Annotated in this window: 19 protein-coding genes; 17 read left to right on the top strand and 2 right to left on the bottom strand. The window is 71.4% G+C overall.

Going from position 1 to position 19,982, the window contains the following annotated elements; all coding sequences use genetic code 11:
• Positions 1 to 144: 144 nt before the first annotated feature.
• From ACFW3L_RS22810 to ACFW3L_RS22835, 6 genes are all read left to right on the top strand, one after another.
• The gene (locus tag ACFW3L_RS22810) at positions 145 to 345 is read left to right on the top strand and encodes a ubiquitin-like protein Pup (protein ID WP_378743875.1); all 201 of its coding nucleotides are present in this window, start codon (positions 145 to 147) and stop codon (positions 343 to 345) included.
• 174 nt (positions 346 to 519) lie between these two features.
• Positions 520 to 1,371, top strand: coding sequence for a proteasome subunit beta (prcB, locus tag ACFW3L_RS22815; protein ID WP_378743892.1), 852 nt, complete (start codon positions 520 to 522; stop codon positions 1,369 to 1,371).
• Positions 1,372 to 1,426: 55 nt separating this feature from the next.
• Positions 1,427 to 2,152 (top strand): proteasome subunit alpha, encoded by a 726-nt coding sequence (gene prcA, locus ACFW3L_RS22820; RefSeq protein WP_378743918.1) that lies wholly within the window; start codon positions 1,427 to 1,429, stop codon positions 2,150 to 2,152.
• 108 nt (positions 2,153 to 2,260) lie between these two features.
• Entirely contained in the window at positions 2,261 to 3,619 is a 1,359-nt protein-coding gene (pafA, locus tag ACFW3L_RS22825; protein WP_378743940.1) for a Pup--protein ligase, read from the top strand.
• Positions 3,620 to 3,831: 212 nt separating this feature from the next.
• Positions 3,832 to 4,926, top strand: coding sequence for an FKBP-type peptidyl-prolyl cis-trans isomerase (locus ACFW3L_RS22830; protein ID WP_378743983.1), 1,095 nt, complete (start codon positions 3,832 to 3,834; stop codon positions 4,924 to 4,926).
• 212 nt (positions 4,927 to 5,138) lie between these two features.
• On the top strand, positions 5,139 to 6,212 hold the full coding sequence (locus ACFW3L_RS22835) for a methionyl-tRNA formyltransferase (protein WP_378743994.1): 1,074 nt from the start codon (positions 5,139 to 5,141) through the stop codon (positions 6,210 to 6,212).
• Here ACFW3L_RS22835 and ACFW3L_RS22840 read toward each other — a convergent pair.
• Entirely contained in the window at positions 6,199 to 7,293 is a 1,095-nt protein-coding gene (locus tag ACFW3L_RS22840; protein ID WP_378744005.1) for a DUF3866 family protein, read from the bottom strand. The two genes, ACFW3L_RS22835 and ACFW3L_RS22840, sit on opposite strands and share 14 nt — an antisense overlap.
• 108 nt (positions 7,294 to 7,401) lie before the next feature.
• Here ACFW3L_RS22840 and ACFW3L_RS22845 point away from each other — a divergent pair, with 108 nt between their 5' ends.
• From ACFW3L_RS22845 to ACFW3L_RS22895, 11 genes are all read left to right on the top strand, one after another.
• Entirely contained in the window at positions 7,402 to 9,453 is a 2,052-nt protein-coding gene (locus tag ACFW3L_RS22845) for a helix-turn-helix transcriptional regulator (protein WP_378744012.1), read from the top strand.
• 60 nt (positions 9,454 to 9,513) lie between these two features.
• On the top strand, positions 9,514 to 9,699 hold the full coding sequence (locus tag ACFW3L_RS22850; protein WP_378744020.1) for a hypothetical protein: 186 nt from the start codon (positions 9,514 to 9,516) through the stop codon (positions 9,697 to 9,699).
• 66 nt (positions 9,700 to 9,765) lie between these two features.
• Positions 9,766 to 10,107: a Sec-independent protein translocase subunit TatA gene (gene tatA, locus ACFW3L_RS22855; RefSeq protein WP_378744031.1), complete on the top strand. Its 342-nt coding sequence runs from the start codon at positions 9,766 to 9,768 to the stop codon at positions 10,105 to 10,107.
• 149 nt (positions 10,108 to 10,256) lie between these two features.
• On the top strand, positions 10,257 to 11,108 hold the full coding sequence (gene tatC, locus ACFW3L_RS22860; RefSeq protein ID WP_378744389.1) for a twin-arginine translocase subunit TatC: 852 nt from the start codon (positions 10,257 to 10,259) through the stop codon (positions 11,106 to 11,108).
• A gap of 134 nt (positions 11,109 to 11,242) precedes the next feature.
• Positions 11,243 to 11,668: a DUF397 domain-containing protein gene (locus ACFW3L_RS22865; protein WP_378744039.1), complete on the top strand. Its 426-nt coding sequence runs from the start codon at positions 11,243 to 11,245 to the stop codon at positions 11,666 to 11,668.
• A gap of 96 nt (positions 11,669 to 11,764) precedes the next feature.
• Positions 11,765 to 12,661, top strand: a complete 897-nt coding sequence (locus ACFW3L_RS22870; RefSeq protein WP_378744046.1) for a diacylglycerol/lipid kinase family protein — start codon at positions 11,765 to 11,767, stop codon at positions 12,659 to 12,661.
• Positions 12,662 to 12,673: 12 nt separating this feature from the next.
• A complete protein-coding gene (locus ACFW3L_RS22875) occupies positions 12,674 to 15,529 on the top strand; it encodes a DEAD/DEAH box helicase (protein WP_378744055.1) in 2,856 nt (951 codons plus the stop codon).
• A gap of 114 nt (positions 15,530 to 15,643) precedes the next feature.
• Positions 15,644 to 16,048, top strand: coding sequence for an aspartate 1-decarboxylase (gene panD, locus ACFW3L_RS22880; RefSeq protein WP_378744076.1), 405 nt, complete (start codon positions 15,644 to 15,646; stop codon positions 16,046 to 16,048).
• A 122-nt stretch (positions 16,049 to 16,170) separates the two neighbouring features.
• Positions 16,171 to 16,410 (top strand): hypothetical protein, encoded by a 240-nt coding sequence (locus ACFW3L_RS22885; RefSeq protein ID WP_378744094.1) that lies wholly within the window; start codon positions 16,171 to 16,173, stop codon positions 16,408 to 16,410.
• An 81-nt stretch (positions 16,411 to 16,491) separates the two neighbouring features.
• A complete protein-coding gene (locus ACFW3L_RS22890) occupies positions 16,492 to 17,796 on the top strand; it encodes an MFS transporter (RefSeq protein WP_378744103.1) in 1,305 nt (434 codons plus the stop codon).
• A gap of 95 nt (positions 17,797 to 17,891) precedes the next feature.
• Complete coding sequence (locus ACFW3L_RS22895; RefSeq protein WP_378744110.1) at positions 17,892 to 19,046, top strand: DUF4352 domain-containing protein; 1,155 nt, start codon at positions 17,892 to 17,894, stop codon at positions 19,044 to 19,046.
• Positions 19,047 to 19,070: 24 nt separating this feature from the next.
• Here the strand turns inward: ACFW3L_RS22895 and ACFW3L_RS22900 are convergent, their stop codons facing one another.
• Entirely contained in the window at positions 19,071 to 19,931 is an 861-nt protein-coding gene (locus ACFW3L_RS22900) for a ferric iron reductase (RefSeq protein ID WP_378744116.1), read from the bottom strand.
• Positions 19,932 to 19,982 lie beyond the last annotated feature (51 nt).

Raw genomic sequence — 19,982 nt, forward strand, 5'->3', positions numbered from 1 at the left:
GGGCCGGTGCTCACGCTCACGCCGCGTGCGGTCCGACGGGACGATCCGAGGTAACTAGCGAGTATCGGGCCTGTGGAAGACGGTTGAGGCGGGGACCGTTGGGCCAAGATAAGGGCGAGGGCCCCGAACGGGAGGTAACGACAGATGGCGAATGACAGCGGCGGCCAGAAGCACTCCTCGCGGCGTGACGAGGAGGTCGAGGAGACCGAGGCGGCACCCGAGGCGCGGGAGCGCGACGAGCAGCTCGACGAGGACGTCGACGACATCCTGGACGAGATCGACGACGTGCTGGAGAGCAACGCCGAGGACTTCGTGCGCCAGTTCGTGCAGAAGGGCGGTCAGTGACCGACGGGTTCGCTGACAGCGCACCCGGCCGTCACCGGCTCCCGGGGCGTACGGGACTAGGGTCGGTCCCACCGGCCGGTACCACCCCCGGCCCGTGAGGGAACGACAGACAGAGGGACGACAGGCGCCCCACCCGCCCCCGAGACGGGGTGGGGCGCGAGTGGAGGGAGTCGCGTGTTCGAAGGTTTCGAGGGCGGACGGATGTCGGCCGCGTTCATGAGTGCGGGGACCTCGTCCTTCACCGAGTTTCTTCGGGAGGTCAAGCCCGAGCTGCTGCCCGGCCACCACACGGGCTCGGCGGGCGCCCCCGGCTCGGCGGAGCACCTCACCCCGGACGCGACGACCATCGTCGCGCTGACCTTCCCCGGCGGTGTGCTTCTCGCCGGGGACCGGCGGGCCACCCAGGGCAACGTCATCGCCAACCGCGACATGGACAAGCTCTACCGGACGGACGAGTTCTCCGCGGTGGCCATCGCCGGATCGGCCGGGATCGGCATCGAGCTCGCCAAGCTCTACCAGGTGGAGCTCGAACACTACGAGAAGCTGGAGGGACGCTCCCTGTCCCTGGAGGGCAAGGCGAACAAGCTCGCCCAGATGGTGCGCGGCAACCTCGGCATGGCCATGCAGGGCTTCGTCGTGGTCCCCCTTCTGGTCGGGTTCGACGAGAACACCCGACAGGGCCGCGTGTTCAGCTACGACGCCGTGGGCGGCCGCTACGAGGAACAGCGTTACTACTCGGTCGGCTCCGGTTCGGTCTACGCCAAGGGCTCCATCAAGAAGCTCTACCGTGACGACCTGGACGAGACCACGGCGATCAGGGTCGCGCTGGAGTCGCTCTACGACGCGGCCGACGACGACTCCGCCACCGGCGGACCCGACCTGCACCGCAGGATCTTCCCCCTCGTCGACGTCATCACCGAGGACGGGCACCGCAGGATCGGAGCCGACGAGGTCGCCCGCCTGGCGACCGAGGTCGTCGAAGGACGAGCGGCCGACCCCGACGGACCCAAGGCACGCCTGAGCTGAGGCGACCCGAGCCTCCACTCCAGACCTCTCCCGACTAGGTAAGGAACGATCCGCGGTGTCGATGCCGTTCTACGTCGCCCCTGAACAGCAGATGAAGGACAAGGCGGACTACGCGCGCAAGGGCATCGCGCGCGGCCGCAGCGCCGTCGTCCTCCAGTACGAGGGCGGAATCCTGCTGGTGGCGGACAACATGTCCCGCACACTGCACAAGATCAGTGAGCTCTACGACCGCATCGGCTTCGCCGCGGTCGGCCGCTACCCCGAGTTCGAGAACCTGCGCCTCATGGGCGTGCGCTTCGCGGACGTGCGCGGGTACCAGTTCGACCGCCGCGACGTCAGCGGCCGTCAGCTCGCCAACATCTACGCCCAGACCCTGGGCACCGTCTTCAGCGAGAGCCTCAAGCCCTGGGAGGTCGAGATCGTGGTCGCCGAGGTCGGCGACACGGCGGCCGAGGACGAGATCTACCGCATCACCTTCGACGGCTCCATCGTCGACGAGCAGGGCTTCGTCGCGGTGGGTGGCTCCTCGGAGCACGTCTCCAGCCAGCTCAAGGACCGGTTCGCCGCCGACGCGCCGCTCAGCGCGGCGTTGAACGCGGCCACCCACGCCCTCGCCCACGAGAACGGCGAGGAGCGCGAACTGGAGGCCGGCAACCTGGAGGTCGCCGTCCTGGAGCGTTCCAGGGAGCACCGCAAGTTCCGCCGCATCCACGGCGACCGCCTGTCCGCCCTCATCGAGGAGGGCAAGCGGAGCACCGCCGGGGACGAGGCCGACGAGTGATCTGACAGCACAACGGTGCGGCGCCACCCGGGCGCCGCACCGGCCGGGCTGGTGTGGACGACGCGGCCCCGTCGTCGACGCCACGGTGACGGAAGTTGGTGAGGCCGCGTGGAACGACGGATCTTCGGGCTGGAGAACGAGTACGGGGTCACGTGCACCTTCCGGGGGCAGCGCCGCCTGTCGCCGGACGAGGTCGCCCGGTACCTCTTCCGGAGGGTGGTCTCCTGGGGGCGCAGCAGCAACGTGTTCCTGCGCAACGGGGCCCGCCTCTACCTGGACGTGGGCAGCCACCCCGAGTACGCCACCCCCGAGTGCGACAGCCTCGTGGACCTGGTGGCCCACGACAAGGCCGGTGAGCGCATCCTGGAGGGGTTGCAGGTCGACGCCGAGCAGCGCCTCCACGAGGAGGGCATCGCCGGAGACATCTACCTCTTCAAGAACAACACCGACTCCGCGGGCAACTCCTACGGCTGCCACGAGAACTACCTCGTCGGTCGGCACGGGGAGTTCGGGCGCCTGGCCGACGTGCTCATCCCGTTCCTGGTCACCCGCCAGATCGTCTGCGGCGCGGGCAAGGTGCTCCAGACGCCCCGAGGGGCCCTCTTCTGCGTCAGCCAGCGCGCCGAGCACATCTGGGAGGGCGTCTCCTCCGCGACCACCCGTTCCCGGCCCATCATCAACACCCGCGACGAACCCCACGCGGACGCCGAGCGGTTCCGCCGGCTGCACGTGATCGTGGGCGACTCCAACATGAGCGAGACCACCACCCTGCTCAAGCTGGGCTCCACCGACCTCGTGCTGCGGATGATCGAGGCCGGGGTGGTCATGCGCGACTACACCCTGGAGAACCCGATCCGGGCGATCCGCGAGGTCAGCCACGACATGACCGGCCGCCGCAAGGTGCGCCTGGCCAACGGTCGCGAGGCCAGTGCCCTGGAGATCCAGCGCGAGTATCTGGAGAAGGTGCAGGGCTACGTGGACCGGCACGGGACCGACGCGGTGGGCAAGCGCGTCCTGGACCTGTGGCAGCGCACGCTGGAGGCGGTGGAGACCCAGAACCTGGAGACGGTCCAGCGGGAGATCGACTGGGTGGCCAAGTACATGCTGCTGGAGCGCTACCGGGAGAAGCACGACCTCACGCTGTCCTCCCCCCGGGTGGCCCAGCTCGACCTCACCTACCACGACATCCACCGCGACCGCGGCCTGTTCTACCTGATGCAGAACCGCGGCCAGATGGACCGCGTGGTGGGTGACCTGAAGATCTTCGAGTCCAAGTCCGTGCCGCCGCAGACCACGCGGGCCCGGTTGCGCGGCGAGTTCATCCGGCGGGCCCAGGAACAGCGGCGCGACTTCACGGTGGACTGGGTGCACCTCAAGCTCAACGACCAGGCGCAGCGCACCGTGCTGTGCAAGGACCCCTTCAAGTCCGTGGACGAACGCGTGGAGAAGCTCATCGCCGGGATGTGAACCCGGCGCGTTCGCACGGCCCCGGGGGTCGGCCGGAGACGGCCACCCCGGGGCCTCGGTGCTGCTCCCACCTGCCTCTTCGCTTTCGGAGGTCGCCCCGTCCGGATTCCCCTCGGCCGAAAACCCGATCGGGAAGCCTCCAGGGGCTGGCCACACTCCGACTGTTCGGTAGTGTGACCCTGTCCTGAGCCGGAAATCAGAGGTTGTGACCCATGCACCGACGTGCTGCCGCCCTCGCGGTGCCACTGACCGCCATCGCCTTGGCGGTCTCCAGCTGCTCCTCGCTCCCGGAGGACTGGCGTACCCCCGCCTTCCTCAGCATGAACGACGACACGCTCGACTCCCGGTTGCCCCAGGTCACCGGTGATGTCGGCGAGGAGCCCGAGATCACCTTCCCCGACATCGAGCCTCCGGACGAGGAGATCTCGGGTGTCGTGAGCAAGGGCGCGGGCGAGGACGCCCTGGTCGGCGCGGACGACCTGGTCATCGCGAACGTCGTCCAGTACCAGTGGACGGCGCCCGGCGAGGGTGAGCCGGTCGAGGGCCAGTCCAGCTACGAGAACGGTGCTCCGGACCTCATCCGCATGGACCAGATGCCCGAGTACATCACCGAGACCCTGGTCAGCCAGCCCATCGGCAGCCGTGCGGTCTACGTCTTCCCGCCGCTGAGCGAGGAGGAGAAGACCCAGGCCGAGTCCATGGGCCAGCCCGCCCCCGAGGGTGCCAGCGTCCTGGTGATCGACATGGTCGACCGGTTCAGCAAGGGAGCCGTCGTCCCGGGTGAGCAGTCCAGCGACGGCGGCGGCGACCTGCCGACGGTGACGCAGGACGGGCACAGCCAGCCCCGGATCGAGGTCCCCGACGCAGACGCCCCCGACGAACTCGAGGTCACTCCGCTGATCGAGGGCGAGGGCGCCGAGGTCGAGGCGGGCCAGCAGGTCATCGTCCAGTACACGGGCGTGCGCTGGGAGGCCGACGAGAACGGCGAGCACGACGTCTTCGACTCCTCCTGGAACCAGGGCGGGATCCCCTTCGACACCACCATCGGTGCCGGTGCGGTGATCGAGGGCTGGGACGAGGGCATCGTCGGCCAGAAGGTCGGCAGCCGCGTCATGCTGGTCGTCCCCGGTGACCTGGCGTACGGGAACACCGAGGAGGAGGCCATGGGTGCTCCGGCCGGCCCCCTGGTGTTCGTGGTCGACGTGCTGGGCGCCTACGACAACCCGCCGCCGCCCGAGCAGGAGGAGCCCGCGGAGGACGCCGGTGGCGACGAGGTCGCCGAGGACCCGGAGGAGACCGAGGAGTAGCCCCCTCCCCGAACGACACGCACCGCCGCCCCCGCGAGCCCAGAGCACGCGGGGGCGGCGGCGTGTCCGTCCGCGTCCGGTCCGTCCGCCCGGCACGATCACGGCGCTCGCGACGGAGACGGTGACACGCAGAGCGGGGCGCCGCTGCCGAGAAGGCGTGGTCAGCGTGCGTAGAGTCGGTGGCTCACGGAGAGCAGCGGCGAGGGGGAGCCATGCCGGACCAGCGGCGGTACTGCTACGTGTCGGGCCTGCGCCTCGGGGTCCCGGCCCTGGAGGAGCTCTGCGCCCAGGGGAGCCCGCCGAGCCTGGTGGTCTCCTACCCGGCCGAGCTCGCGCACCGCTCCGGCTACACGGACTTCGAGGAGGTCACCCGTCGGCACGGCCTGCCCCACCTGCGGGCGGCCGACATCAACACCGACGAGGTGCGCGACGCCCTCGCCGCCCACCGGATCGACCTGATGGTGGTCGCGGGCTGGTCGCAGCTGGTGCACGAGGACGTCCTGGCCTCACTGCCCCTGGGCGGCGTGGGACTGCACCCCTCCCCGCTCCCGGTCGGACGGGGCCGCGCCCCCATCCCGTGGACGATCCTGCGCGACATGCGCTCCAGCGCCGTCACCCTCTTCCACCTGACACGGGAGGCCTTCTCCGGAGACGTCGTCGACCGGATCTGGTTCGACGTGGCCGAGGACGTCACCGCGTCCGGGCTGTACGACCGTACCGGGCACCTCCAGTCCGAACTGCTCGTGCGGAACCTGGACGCCCTCCTGGAGGGGAACGCGCCCCGGCGCCCCCAGAGAGGGCACGGCTCGGAGTGGCCCCGGCGCCGCCCCAGCGACGGCCACCTCGACCTGGCGGCGGCCGGACGGGACGTGGACCGGATGGTGCGCGCCCTGGCCGACCCCTACCCGGGCGCCTTCGCGATGTTCGGCGGCGCCCGGATCACCCTGTGCGGCGGGCGGCTCTCCGACGAGGTCGAGGGAGGCGACGCGGGCCAGATCGTCTCCGCTGGTCCGGGGCGTGAATGGGGTGTGACCTGCGGCGACGGAAGGGTGTTCGTGCCGGAGTCGCTCCGGGTGGACGAGGGCGTGCGCGCCGAACCGACCTCCCTGGCCATGTTCCGGCCCGGGAGGTACTTCGACGTGCCCTCCGACCACATGATGGCCGCGACCCGCCGCACGCCGATCCCCGGCTTCGAGATCCCCTACCCGGGCGCCCAGTACGACGGGAGCCACGACTCCGACCAGCGGATCGGCCGGGACGAGGGGCGTGACCTCAACTCGCGATGAGCGTCGCGGCGTGACGCCCGGCGGCGGCCGCGCTGAGGAAGGCCGACCGGTCCTCGTCCAGCCCGCGCCCCATCGTTGACACCTTCACCGGAAGCGCGCGCACCTCGTCCTCCAGGCCGTTCACGGACACCTCCACCAGCGTGTGGCGCTCTCCCAGGGGCCAGGCCTGGTCGCGGACGCGCTCGCCGAAGAACCCGGGCAGCCGGGGCACCACGACGTCCGCCGGGGCCAGGGCCACCCGCCCGTAGGCGGTCAGGCTGTGGTGTGACACCCCCCGGTGCCGTTCACGGGCGTCGGCCTCGCTGACCCTCAGACTGGCGACCGGGCGGCCGCCGAGGACGGCGGTCGCGTTGACCGCCTCGCCGCAGGAGACACCGGAGAACCCCCACGGGGTGCCGGTGCCCAGGTTGCCCGGACCCTGGCAGACCACCGCGATCTCCGCGTCCAGCACGTGGCGGGCGGCGAGCAGACCCGAGTGCACGGTCACCGCCTCCAGGTCGCCGCCGAAGGCCTGACCGGTGGTCACGCACCCCCGGAGCAGGTCGTCCTCCCGCAGCGCCCCCAGGATCCTCGAGAACGCGGCGGGCAGCGCGCCGCCGTCGAGCATCACGTGGACCACCCGTGTCCCGGGGCGCTCGACCCGCACCCCGGCCAGGATGGCGGGCAGCGAGGAGTGCAGGTCGGCCACGACCACGGGCATCCCGTCGACCCCTTCCGCCGTGCGCAGCGCCTCGTGGTGGGGCGCGCCCTGTTCGTCCGCGCCCAGCACGGTGGCCTGGAGCGGTGTGTAGCGGGCCTTCACCAGGTGCCCGGGACCCTCGCGGTCGGCGGGCAGGCGGTCGGGGACCGCCACCACCATCGCGTATCCGCCGGTGCCCAGCCCGAGGTCCAGGGCTCCGGTGTTGAGCAGCACCGTGTCGCCCACTTCGGGGGCTCCCACCAGGTCCGTGTAGGCCAGGGCGGTGCAGGTCACGGTCTGGTCCGGCCCGTCCCCGCCGACGGGCACGGCCACCGCGCACACGCGGACCCCGGGCCAGGAGGGGAGGATCTGAAGGACTTCACCGCGGCGCCACCGGATCATGCTGGGCACGGTACCGTCGGACCTGAACCGAAGGTGGGAGGACGCGCCCTCGCGGCCCCGCCCGGTCCACCACAGCGGGCAGAACAGCGGGCTAGAGGAGTGCGGACGATGTCGCGCAGGAAGACCGAACGGCAACTGAACCTGGTCATCTGCCTGTTGTCCACGCGGCGTCACCTGACCGCCCAGGAGATCAGGGCGACGGTGCAGGGGTATGCCGAGGCGGACACCGAGTCGGCGTTCAAGCGCATGTTCGAGCGGGACAAGCGGGAGCTGCGCGACAGCGGCATCCCCATCCAGGTCGGTACCGGGGACGCCGTCAGCGGGGAGGAGGGCTACCGGATCTCCCGCTCGGACTACGAGCTGCCCGAGATCGAGCTCCTGCCCGACGAGGCCGTCGTGCTGGGCCTGGCCGCCCGCGCCTGGCGCCACGCCTCCCTGGGCGAGGCCGCCGCCAACGCCCTGTTCAAGCTCCGCTCTGCCGGGGTTCCGGTGGACACCGAGGCGGCGCCCGGGCTGACCCCCGCCATGCGCACCGACGAACCCGCCTTCGGCCCCGTGTGGCAGGCGGTCCGCGACCGCCGTCCCATCTCCTTCGACTACCGCAAGCCCGGGGAGAGCACGGCCCAGCGGCGGGAGGTCGAGCCGTGGGGCATCGTCAACCTGCGCGGCCACTGGTACGTGGTCGGCCACGACCGGCTGCGTGACGCCCGACGGGTGTTCCGTCTCGGCCGGATGCGGGGCGGTGTCACCGTCGTGCGGACCGGACCCGACGTGGTCGTCCCCGAGGGGGTGGACCTGCGCTCGGTGGTCTCCCAGCAGAGCGCCGTGCCCGAGCGCACCGCGACCCTGCGGGTGCGTACCGAGGCCGCTCACGACCTGCGCCGCCTCGCGCTCCGCGTGGTCCCGGGGGAGCGGGACAGCACCGGTGACGGCTGGGACACGCTCACCCTGCCCTACACCAGCACCACGGGGTTGGTGCGCCAGGTGGCCTCGCACGGCTCGCGCGCGGTGGTGGTGGAGCCCGAGCAGGTCCGCGCGGCGATGGCCGACCACCTGGCCGGGGTGGTGGAGGGCTCAGCCGTGGCCGAGGAGGGCGACGCGACGATGGAACGGGAGGGCGTGGAGGCTCCGGCGCGCGGCCCCCGCTCCGCCGACCAGCTGCGCCGACTCCTCATGCTGGTCCCGTACGCGCTCGGGCGTGACGTGCGTGTGCCCGAGGTGGCCCGGCACTTCGGACTCAGCGAGAAGCAGGTGGTCTCCGATCTGAGCCTGCTGTGGATGTGCGGTCTGCCCGGGTACACCCCCGGTGACCTGATCGACGTCGACCTGGACGCGGCCCGCGAGACCGGCGAGATCATCATCGCCAACGCCGACACCCTGGCCCAGCCGTTGCGGCTGACCGCGGACGAGGCGGCCAGCCTGGTGGTGGGCCTGTCCCTGCTGGAGGCGCTGCCCGAGGCCCAGGGGATCGAGGGCGGGGCGCTCACCCGGGTGGGCGAGAAGCTGCGCACGGCCGCCGGTGCGGCCGTGAGCGACCTGGCCGACGCCGTGCAGGTACGGGTCGAGGTGGACGAGCAGGTGGCCCGGACCCAGCGGCGCTGCGCCGAGGCCCTCAACGGCGGCCAGCGTCTGCACCTGCGGTACCTGTCGGGCTACCTGGACCAGGTGACCGAGCGGGACGTCGATCCCATGGGGCTGGTGGTCCAGGACGGCCAGACCTTCCTGGAGGGCTACTGCCACCTGCGCGAGGCCGTGCGGCTGTTCCGTCTGGACCGGGTCCTGGAACTGACCCTTCTGCCCTTCGCCGCCCAGGTGCCCGAGGGCGTGGCCCGCCGCGACCTGTCCGCGGGGGTCCTCCAGCGCTCCGAGCGCGACGCCCTGGTGACGCTGGCGCTGGAGCCCTCCGCGCGCTGGGTGACCGAGGACTACGTCTGCGAGGCGGTGACCGAACTGCCCGGCGGCGAGGCCAGGGCGACCCTGCGTACCCCGGCCCCCGCCTGGGTGTCCCGGCTGGCGTTGTCCCTGGGACGGGAGGGGCGCGTGGTGTCTCCGTTGGCGCTGGCGAAGGATGTCAGGGCCGAGGCCGAGCGTGCCCTGGGGCACTACCGCGATGCTCGGAACCGCGTCGAATTGGTCGAGACCACTTCGTCTCCGGAGTGACGCGCACCTGTTCACCGGGGGGTGGGGTGTAGGTCATCGCGGACGGGATATGGTGAACCCGTGATCGCCTTCGCTGTCCTCTGCGTCGTGTTCTGCGCAGGAGTGCTCGTCGTCGGCGCCCTCGGTCTGAGGGTGCGCCGCGCGGCCTCGGTGCTGTCCGATGGGGTGGCACGGGCGGCGGGCGGGTACCAGGCGAGCAGCGCTGACCTGCGTGAGCGCGTCCGCCGTGGCGGTGCTGGGACATGACGGCCCCGCGGACGAACGCGCGTACCATCAGAGGCGCTTGGTCGCGCCCCACAGAGAGGTAGAACCATGGGACCGTTCAACGGACCTACCATCGCCATCCTGGTGATCCTGGCCATTCTGCTGTTCGGAGCCAAGAAGCTTCCGGACCTGGCCCGTTCCCTGGGGCGCAGTGCTCGTATCCTCAAGGCCGAGAGCAAGGGCCTGGTCGACGACGAGAACAACGAGTCCGAGGACCAGCAGGGTCAGCAGGCCCAGCAGCAGCCGCAGGGTCAGCAGGCGCAGCAGGCCCAGCAGAACCCCGCGCCGCAGCAGAACCAGCAGCCGCAGCAGGGCTACCCGCAGCTTCCCCCCGGCCAGCGCATCGTGAACGAGTCCGGTGAGCCGACCAACCAGACCTACAACAACTAGACCGTTCCGGTGGACCGGCGTGGTACCGGAGGGTGCCGCGCCGGTCGGCTGTCGTCAGCGGGGAGCGTCCGCGCTCGGAGCGGGCCCAAGGAGAAGAGAGTGACCGCAAGATGAGGTCCCGAGGCCGATCAGCCAACCCGGACGCCCGGATGCCGCTCATGGACCACCTGCGCGAGCTGCGCAACAGGCTGGCCAAGGTCCTGCTCATCCTGTGTCTGGGAGCCGTGGTCGGCTTCGTCTTCTACGACCGGATCTGGGACTTCCTCACCCAGCCCTACTGCTCGCTGCCCGCGTCCCAGGTGGTCGACGGCGGCGGCTGCTCGCTGATCGTCACCGGACCCTTCGACGCCTTCTTCGTCGCCTTCAAGGTCTGGATCTTCGTCGGGGCTCTGGTCACGGCCCCGCTCTGGCTCTACCAGCTGTGGGCCTTCGTGGCCCCGGCACTGCACAGCGGTGAGAAGAAGTACGCCTACATCTTCGCCCCGCTGGCCGGGATCCTCTTCGTCGCCGGCGCGGCCCTGGCCTACTCGATCACCGCGCTCGCGCTCCAGATGCTCTTCGGGTTCCTGCCCGACGACGCGGACCCGTACCTGACCATCGGTGAGTACCTCAGTTACATGCTCATCATGATGAGCATGTTCGGTCTGGGCTTCGTCATGCCGCTGCTGGTGGTCCTGCTCAACATCGTCGGCATCCTGACCCACGAGACCATCGCCAAGTGGCGCCGGGTCATCATCTTCTCCGCCTTCCTGATCGCCGCCATCATCACCCCGGCCGAGCCGATCTCCATGCTCGCGCTGGCGGTTCCCCTCGTGATCCTCTTCGAGATCGCCGAGGTGTTCTGCTTCTTCAACGACCGCCGCAAGAAGCGTCGCGATCCCACCAGTGAGCTGGACGACGACCAGATATCCGAGCTCGACGACCAGCCCTCGGAACTGGACTACACGCCCGCCCCGCTGGGCGAGACCGACTCCGACGGCGGCTCCGGCAAGCGCTCCTGAGCCGTCGCGTGACGCGCTAGGGTTCGGCTGGGGAGGCCCCGGACGTCCGGGCCGTGCACCGCCGTCCGCCCCCTCCCACCGCTGGGACACCAAGGAGCCCCCTCCCGAGCGGGCTCCCGGACTAGGAAGTGCTGATGAGCGAGCAGACAGAGGCCAAGAGGGACCTGCCGCCCGAGGCCATGGGCAACGAGAAGTGGCACGACACCACGCACGCGGTGTGGTTGCGTTCCTCGCTGTCCAAGGAGGAGTCCGAGGCGGTCGTGGAGGTCGCCGAGTTCGAGGACGGCTTCCGCGCGGTGCGCGACGGCAAGTCCCCGGAGAAGGGCACCCTGTTCTTCACCCCCGCCGAATGGGAGGCCTTCGTCCTGGGCGCCCGTGACGGTGAGTTCGACATCCCGGAGGAGTACCTCACCGAGGAGGAGGCCGCGATCCAGCGCGGCGAGACCGAGGTCGAGGCGACCTGGGTTCCCTCCCCGCTGAACACGCCGGAGGCGATGGAGGAGTACCATCGCCGCCAACGTGAGGAATCCGAGCGGGAGTCCACGACCGAGGACGACTGATCGGACCACCCGCACCCGGGCGCGCGGGTGTACGGGCTCCTCACCTGACCCCGTACACCCTTTCGTTCCCCTTTGTGGGTAGGTAAGGACCGGCATATGTCCCCTCATGTCGCCCTTCTGGTCAACCCGGCCTCCGGCCGTCGCCGCGCCGCGATCATCGCCGTGCGGCTGAAGGAGGCCCTGCGCGCCCAGGGCGCGCGCGTGCACGTCTACACGGGCCGATCGGCCGCCGACAGCCGCAGGCTGGCCAGGTTGGCCGCCGCGGACCGCCCGGACGCTCTGGTCGCGGTGGGCGGCGACGGCCTGGTACACCAGGTTCTTCAGGGAGTGGTCGGCACCGGGGTGCCCCTCGCGGTGATCCCGGCTGGCAGCGGCAACGACGTGGCCCGGGCCTTCGGGGCCCCCGAGGGGTCGGCCGACCAGATCGCGGAGGCGATCCTGGCCGGGCGCACCCGGGCCAGCGACGTGATCCGCCTGACCACCGCCGACGGCCGTCAGCGGTACTACATGAGCGTTCTGGCCTGCGGCTTCGACGCCCGGGTCAACGAGCGGGTGAACAACTTCCGGTTCGGGATGGGCCGGTTCGGCTACCTCGTCGGGCTCGCGGCCGAGCTCCGCTCCTTCAAGGCCATCGACTTCGAGATCGAGGTGGACGACGAACGGATCCGTGAACCCGGCATGCTCGTGGCGGTCGGCAACACCAGCGCCTACGGTGGCGGCATGCACGTGTGCGCCGAGGCCGTCCCCGACGACGGGCTGCTCGACGTGGTCTTCGTGAGGAAGGGACCGCTCGGCCGGTTCCTGCGCCTCTTCCCGCGGGTCTTCGCCGGAACCCACCTGGGCCTGGACGAGGTGGTGTTCAGGCGGGGACGCGTCGTCACCATCCGGGGAGAGGCCGGGACCGCCTACGCGGACGGCGAGCCCACGGGCATTCCGACGCTGGTGTGCGAGGTGGTGCCGAAGTCGGTCGAGATGCTGGAGCTGACCTCATAGGCTGGGAATCCTATGAGTAGTCACTCCGAGCGTTACGCCGCCTTCCGCCGGCGCCAGAACGCCTCCAGCGCCGCGATCGAGGCCTTCCAGGGGCTCTACGGGTTCGAGTTCGACCCCTTCCAGATCAGGGCCTGCAAGGCCCTGGAGGGCGGACACGGGGTGCTGGTCGCCGCGCCGACCGGCTCCGGCAAGACTGTGGTCGGTGAGTTCGCCGTGCACCAGGCCCTCAACGAGGGCACCAAGTGCTTCTACACGACGCCGATCAAGGCCCTGTCGAACCAGAAGTACAACGACCTGGTCCGGCGCTACGGCGCCGACCAGGTCGGCCTGCTCACCGGTGACAACAGCGTCAACGGTGAGGCGCCCGTGGTCGTCATGACCACCGAGGTGCTGCGCAACATGCTGTACGAGGGGTCGTCTACCCTCGGCGGGCTGGCCTACGTGGTCATGGACGAGGTGCACTACCTCGCGGACCGCTTCCGGGGCGCGGTGTGGGAGGAGGTGATCATCCACCTCCCCGAGTCGGTGCGGATGGTCGCCCTCTCCGCGACCGTCAGCAACGCCGAGGAGTTCGGTGAGTGGCTCCAGCAGGTGCGCGGCGACACCACGGTGATCGTCGACGAGAAGCGCCCCGTCCCGCTGTGGCAGCACGTGATGGTGGGCAGGCGCATCCACGACCTGTTCGTCGACGAACGGCCGGAGGAGACCGGCGGTGGGGACGGCACCGAGGACGGTGAAGGGGGCGGCGGCCGGAGCAGGCGCAAACGGGAACGACGCCGCGCCCAGCACCAGCGCCCACGCGAGATCCAGGTGGGCGGGCGCAAACTGCTCATCAACCCCTACCTGACCCGCACGGCGGAGGACGACTCCCGCACCACCCAGCTGGCCAACCGGCGGCGCCACCCGCAGACCCGGGCCCGGGGCAACGTGCGTCCGCGCACCCGCTTCGCCCCGCCCTCGCGGCCGATGATCATCGAGGAACTGGACGCCGAGGGCCTGCTCCCGGCGATCACCTTCATCTTCAGCCGCGCCGGATGCGACGACGCCGTCCGCCAGTGCGTGGCCTCCGGACTGGTGCTCACCACCCCGGACGAGGCCGCCCACATCCGGGAGTACGCGGAGTCGCGCTGCGCGGACATCCCGCGCGCGGACCTGACCGTGCTCGGCTTCGACTCCTGGCTGCGCGCCCTGGAGGCGGGCATCTCCGCGCACCACGCGGGGATGCTCCCCACCTTCAAGGAGATCGTCGAGCACCTGTTCTCGAAGGGGCTGATCCGGGCGGTCTTCGCCACGGAGACGCTGGCCCTGGGCATCAACATGCCCGCGCGCACGGTGGTGATCGAGAAGCTCGACAAGTGGAACGGCGAGACCCACGCCTCGCTCACCCCCGGTGAGTACACGCAGCTCACCGGACGTGCGGGCAGGCGTGGAATCGACGTGGAGGGGCACGCGGTCGTCGTGTGGCAGGCCGGGACCGACCCCGAGTCGGTGGCCAGCCTGGCGGGCACGCGCACCTATCCCCTCAACTCCAGCTTCCAACCCTCGTACAACATGGCGGTGAACCTGGTCGGCCAGGTCGGCCGTCAGCGCAGCCGGAACATGCTGGAGGCGTCCTTCGCCCAGTTCCAGGCCGACCGCGCCGTGGTGGGACTGGTCAAGCAGCTGCGCAAGCACGAGGAGGCCCTGGAGGGCTACGCCAGCGCCGCCGAGTGCCACCTCGGGGACTTCATGGAGTACGCCCGTCTGCGGCGGGCCCTGAGCGACCGCGAGTCCCTGCTGGCCAGGAACCGTTCGTCCCAGCGCCGGGACGAGGCGCTGGAGAGCCTGGAGCGGCTGCGCCCGGGCGACATCATCCGGATCCCGGCGGGACGCTACTCGGGCCACGCGGTGGTCCTGGACCCGGGCCTGCGGCACGACCTGCCCGCACCGCTGGTCCTCACCGTCGACAAGCAGGTCAAGCGGGTCAACTCCAGCGACTTCCCGGTGCCGGTGCACCCCTCGGGGCGCATGCGCATCCCCAAGTCGTTCTCCGCGCGCTCACCGCGCTCGCGCCAGGACCTGGCCTCGACCCTGCGCAACAAGCTCAAGGAGCGGGGCACCGACCCGTCCTTCGAGCGGGGCAGGGGACGGGGGGCCCAGGAGGACCCCGAGGTCCAGCGGCTGCGCGCCGAGCTCAGGGAGCACCCGTGCCACGGTTGCTCCGACCGCGAGGACCACGCCCGCTGGGCCGAGCGGTACTTCCGACTCCAGAAGGAGACGGACGCCCTGCGCCGCCGTGTGGAGGGCCGCTCGCACGTCATCTCCCGGACCTTCGACCGGGTGTGCGGCGTGCTGGAGGACCTGGAGTACCTCTCCGGCGACGACGTCTCCGAGGACGGCGGCAAGCTGGCGAAGATCTACTCCGAGCTCGACCTGCTGGTGGCCGAGTGCCTGCGCCGGGGCGTGTGGGAGGACCTGAACCCGGTCGAGCTGGCCGCCTGCGCCGCGGCGCTGGTCTACGAGGCACGCCGCAACGACGACGCCTACCCGAGGCTGCCCGAGGGCAGGGTGGAGGAGGCGCTGGCCGAGATGACGCGGCTGTGGGGCGAGCTCAACGAGGTGGAGGCGCGCCACCGTGTGTCGTTCCTGCGCCAGCCCGACCTCGGCTTCGTCTGGACCGCGCACCGCTGGGCGCGCGGCGACCGGCTCGACGCGATCCTGCGCCAGTCCGACATGACCGCGGGCGACTTCGTGCGCACCGCGAAGATGCTCGTGGACATGCTCAGCCAGATCGCCGGGGCCGCCGCCGACCCGCATGTGCGCGGCAAGGCCCGCAAGGCGGCCGACCTCGTCCGGCGCGGAGTGGTGGCCTACTCCTCCTTCAACTAGCGTGAGGGCGCCCCGGTGGTCGAACCGGTTCAGCCGGGGCGCCATCATGGGATACGCACGGGACCCCTCCGGGGGCCTGTAGTCCGCGACACATCCTGAATCGAGGCTTCGTCCATGCTGCGCACCCTCATGAACGGCAAGATCCACCGCGCGACGGTCACCCAGGCCGACCTGCACTACGTGGGATCGGTCACGATCGACGCCGACCTGATGGACGCCGCCGACATCGTCGACGGCGAGCAGGTCCACATCGTCGACATCGACAACGGCGCCCGCCTGGTCACCTACGCCCTGGTCGGTGAGCGGGGAAGCGGGGTCATCGGGATCAACGGCGCCGCCGCGCGCCTGGTGAGCCCCGGTGACCTGGTCATCATCATCGGTTACGCCCAGGTGGACGAGCGGGAGCGGGCCGACCACGTCCAGCACGTCGTGCACGTGGACGCGGAGAACCGCGTCGTCGCGCTCGGCAACGACCCGGCCGAGCCGGTCCCGGGCAGCGACCTCGTCGCCGGTCGCTGACCGGCCCGCACCACGCGCGACGCCCGTGCCCGTGGCACGGGCGTCGCATGGTCGGAAACCCCCTGAATTGGCCGGTTCCGGCCTGATCGGACATCCGGGTCCCGGGTATGTCCACAGGCGCCATGGACGAACGCGACGAGGAGCGGCGCCGGGTCGCCGAACACATCGAGTGGCAGAAGCAGGGCGCCTGGGTCGTCCTGTGGGGCCCCTACACCCGGCGGTTCTGGGCGTTCGCCCGTTGGCCGGTCATCCCCGTCGGCGGGGTGGTGGTCCACGCCGACGACCCCGACCTGCTCTACGCGGAGATGCGCTACGTCGAGCGTGAGCACGACTTCCTGCGGTGGCGCTACGGGCGGGGCTGAGGGATCGGACCCGGCCTGGTCCGCGCCGGAGCGGAGGACTACGATTCATCCGTTGGCCGGACGAATCGGAGTATCAGCCTCGTGTCCACACGAACTCACAGGTACGGGGACCCCCTCTCGACGGCGGCCCGGACCCGCCTGCAACGGCGTACCGTCCTCGTCCTCATGCTGGCCCAGGTCGTCGGCAGCCTCGGTATGGGAGCCATGCTCGCGGTGGGCGCGCTCATCGCCCTCGAACTGAGCGGTTCGGACGCGTGGTCGGGGATGGCCACCACCATGATCACCCTGGGCGCCGCCGTCTTCGCTCTGCCCCTGGCCTCGTTGGCGGCCCGGAGCGGTCGTCGGCCCGGTCTGTCCCTGGGCTGGTTCTTCGGCGCTCTGGGCGGTGCCGTGGTCGTCGCCGCCACGCTCCTCGACCTCTTCGCGCTCCTCCTGGTCGGCATGCTCCTGGTCGGCGCGGGGACCGCCACGAACCTCCAGGCCCGGCACGCCGCCGCGGACCTGGCCACCGAACGCAGCCGGGGCCGTGACCTGTCCGTCGTGGTGTGGGCGACCACCGCCGGTTCGGTGGTGGGCCCCAACCTCATCGGTCCGACCGGGGGCCTGGCCGTCCTGCTCGGCCTGCCCGACCTGCTGGGCCCGGTCCTGCTCACCACGGCCGGTTTCCTCGGCGGCGGAGTGCTGATCGCGGTCCTGCTGCGCCCCGACCCGCTGCTGACCGCGACCGCTGAGGCCGCCCGGATCGACGCCGACCAGGGGCGGGTGCCGAGGGGTCGGGTCGGGCTGGTGGACGCGCTGCGGGCGATCGGCCGCACCCCGGCGGCGCTGCTCGCCGTGGTGGGGGTCGTCGCCAGCCACACCACGATGGTCTCGGTCATGACGATGACACCGGTCCACCTGACGCACCACGGAGCCGAGCTCACTGTCATCGGGCTGACCATCTCCCTGCACATCGCGGGGATGTACGGGCTCTCGCCGCTGGTGGGATGGCTGGCGGACCGCTGGGGACGCACGCCCGTGCTTCTCACCGGGCAGGTGATCCTGTTGGTGGCCGCGGCCGTCGCCGGAACCGCGGGGCACAGTGAGGCGCTGGTGACCACCGGGCTGGTGCTGCTCGGCCTCGGCTGGTCCTTCGGCCTGGTCTCGGCCAGTGCGCTGCTGGCCGAGTCTCTCCCCGCCGAGGTCCGCCCCCGAGCGCAGGGGTTCAGCGACCTGGCGATGAACCTGGGCGCCGCCGCGGCGGCCGCCTCGTCCGGCGTGGTCCTGGCGACGGTGGGCTTCGGCGGCCTGAACCTGTTCGCCGCCCTGTTCACCGTCCCGGTGTTCGTTCTCGCCCTCCGAGCACGGGGCAATCACATCCCGACCTTTACCGGAAACGCCCGCTGATCTCCGCTCCGCCCCTCCTGGGCGCGGTTACGGTGCGGTTCTGAGGTGCCCGCCGCGCTCGGTGGGACGTGCCGCTGGACGAAGGGGTGTTCTGGGTGAGTGATCGGGAGCCCGAGGAGGGGGCCGGTGAGCGGCCGGACCAGGATCCGGTCAACCACCACCCGCCGGAGGAGTGGCGGCCGGGGGATCCCGGTGATCCGATCGAGGGCGGCCCGCAGCCGCCGGGGGAGCCCCGGCACGAGCCCCCGCCGGGAGCGGCACCCCCGCACGGCACGCCCCCCTGGGGGCAGCCGCCCCATGCCCCTCCCGGGGGCCCGTACCCTGGCGGGGTGCTCCACGGAGGGCCGCCGCCCGGTGGTGTGCCTCCGGGAGGCCAGCCTCCGGACGGTCCTCCCGGGGACGCGTGGTCGGGAGGCCAGCCCTCGTGGCAGCGGCCTCCCGGCGGGCAGCCCTCGTGGCAGCAGCCCCCCGGTGGTCCACAGGGACCGCAGACGGGTGGGGGACCCTCCTTCGGCCCGCCGCCGGGCCAGCCGGGCCCCTACGGGGGCGGCCCCGGACAGCCGGATCCGGGTGAGTACTCCCAGGGGCCCAGCGGACCGGGCAGCGCGGGCTACGAGCACGCGGGTTACGCCCCCGGATACGGCGGCTACCCGAGCGAGCCGGTCAACTACGGAGCCCAGGGCGGCTACGGCCACCCGGGCGGGTACGGCCCCCCGGGGGCGGGCGGCTACGGCCCTCCGCCGTCGAAGCCGACCCCGTGGGGCAAGATCATCGGGATCGGCTGCGGCGTCCTGCTCCTGCTGCTCCTGGCCCTGGGCGGCTGCGCGGCGGTGGCGCTGGTCCTCGCGGACCGCAACGCCTCCAGCGGCGGCGAACCGGGCCTCGAACAGACCGAGGAGGCACCGGGCGAGGACGTCCCCTCAGAGGCGGAACTGACCGCTACGGCGACCGAGTTCGAGCCGAGCTCCCTCTACGTCGAGGGCGAGTTCACCAGCGTCGAGGTGACCGTCACCAACACCGGCGCGGACGCCCTGGACGTCAACCCGCTCTACTTCGTCGTGGTGGACACCGAGGGGGAGGAGCACAGTCCGGGCGACGCGATCGCTATGGACGCCAACGAACTCGGCGTCCAGACCCTGGACCCCGGGCAGACCGCCGACGGCGCCATCACCGTCCCCGGCGAGATCGAGGCGGAGCGGGTGCTCTTCGAGCCCTACTTCACCGGCCCGGTCGAGGTCCCGGTGACCTGAGCGGAGCCCGGGGGAGAGGTCCTGTCAGGGGGCGAGCGCGGGGTCGCGCAGCCACTCCGACAGGGCCTCCTGGCGTTCACTGTCGCACTTGAGCGGGCAGGTGGTGCAGAAGCCGTGCTCGGGGTCGCCCTTGTAGTCGAAGCAGCAGGTGCCCCGGACCGCCCAGGTGCCCCGGGGGTGGTCGGGGGCGAACGGGAACAGGCGTGGCCGTCTGCGGGTCACGGCGCCCGCCTCGACCACCGCGTCACCGAGCCGGGTGGCCAGTTCCCAGGCCTGCTCGGCGTCCCGGCCCAGGTAGCGGGCCGGGTTGAGCATGTAGAAGTGCAGGGTGTCCAGGACCCAGCCCCACAGGGTGCGCTTGCCCGCGCGTGAGTGCGCGTGCAGGGCCGCGACCAGCGGCTCGACGGTGGCGAACAACGCCTCCGCGACGAGTCGCAGCTGCTCGTCCTCGTCGCGGGCGACCACGGTGTCGGGGTGGTCGGCGGCGGGGTCGTCGGGCAGGACCGCGGTGCGTGGGGCGGCCACGGTGGGTGTGTCGAACCTGCTCCGGGCGGTGTCCCAGGGCAGGTACAGGGTGTCGGGGGTGAGCAGGGGGCCGCGTCCGGTGAGGTACAGGCAGGCGGATACCAGGAACACGGGCTCGCGCAGGGTGACCCGCAGGAAGTTGGTGGCGGCGGGGAGCCGGTGGCCGGGTCCGTGCTCGGTCCGGAGCTTGTCGAACAGGACGGGGAGCCAGTCGTGACGGGTCATCGAGGTGACGCTGTGGAACTGGACGCCGTCCACCGGTCGGCCGTGGAGCCGGTCGGCGTCGGTGAGCTCGGGCAGGGGCGCGAACTTCAGCCGCGCGCTGACGCCCCGGAAGGCGTCGAGCGGATCTGGAGTCACCTGGCAACCCTTCGTCGCGATGCGGAACGGACTGGTCCGGGGCGTGAGACG

It is taken from the genome of Nocardiopsis sp. NPDC058789 (assembly GCF_042745575.1).
Taxonomy (GTDB): domain Bacteria; phylum Actinomycetota; class Actinomycetes; order Streptosporangiales; family Streptosporangiaceae; genus Nocardiopsis; species Nocardiopsis eucommiae.

What these genes read in the sequence shown, in the direction of transcription:
- tatC (WP_378744389.1), top strand. Translation starts at nt 10,257, where the DNA reads ATGCCGCTCATGGACCACCTGCGCGAGCTGCGCAACAGGCTGGCCAAG.
- ACFW3L_RS22830 (WP_378743983.1), top strand. Translation starts at nt 3,832, where the DNA reads ATGCACCGACGTGCTGCCGCCCTCGCGGTGCCACTGACCGCCATCGCC.
- ACFW3L_RS22845 (WP_378744012.1), top strand. Translation starts at nt 7,402, where the DNA reads ATGTCGCGCAGGAAGACCGAACGGCAACTGAACCTGGTCATCTGCCTG.
- panD (WP_378744076.1), top strand. Translation starts at nt 15,644, where the DNA reads ATGCTGCGCACCCTCATGAACGGCAAGATCCACCGCGCGACGGTCACC.
- ACFW3L_RS22885 (WP_378744094.1), top strand. Translation starts at nt 16,171, where the DNA reads ATGGACGAACGCGACGAGGAGCGGCGCCGGGTCGCCGAACACATCGAG.
- ACFW3L_RS22840 (WP_378744005.1), bottom strand. Translation starts at nt 7,293, where the DNA reads ATGATCCGGTGGCGCCGCGGTGAAGTCCTTCAGATCCTCCCCTCCTGG.
- ACFW3L_RS22875 (WP_378744055.1), top strand. Translation starts at nt 12,674, where the DNA reads ATGAGTAGTCACTCCGAGCGTTACGCCGCCTTCCGCCGGCGCCAGAAC.
- ACFW3L_RS22835 (WP_378743994.1), top strand. Translation starts at nt 5,139, where the DNA reads ATGCCGGACCAGCGGCGGTACTGCTACGTGTCGGGCCTGCGCCTCGGG.
- ACFW3L_RS22810 (WP_378743875.1), top strand. Translation starts at nt 145, where the DNA reads ATGGCGAATGACAGCGGCGGCCAGAAGCACTCCTCGCGGCGTGACGAG.
- ACFW3L_RS22865 (WP_378744039.1), top strand. Translation starts at nt 11,243, where the DNA reads ATGAGCGAGCAGACAGAGGCCAAGAGGGACCTGCCGCCCGAGGCCATG.
- tatA (WP_378744031.1), top strand. Translation starts at nt 9,766, where the DNA reads ATGGGACCGTTCAACGGACCTACCATCGCCATCCTGGTGATCCTGGCC.
- ACFW3L_RS22870 (WP_378744046.1), top strand. Translation starts at nt 11,765, where the DNA reads ATGTCCCCTCATGTCGCCCTTCTGGTCAACCCGGCCTCCGGCCGTCGC.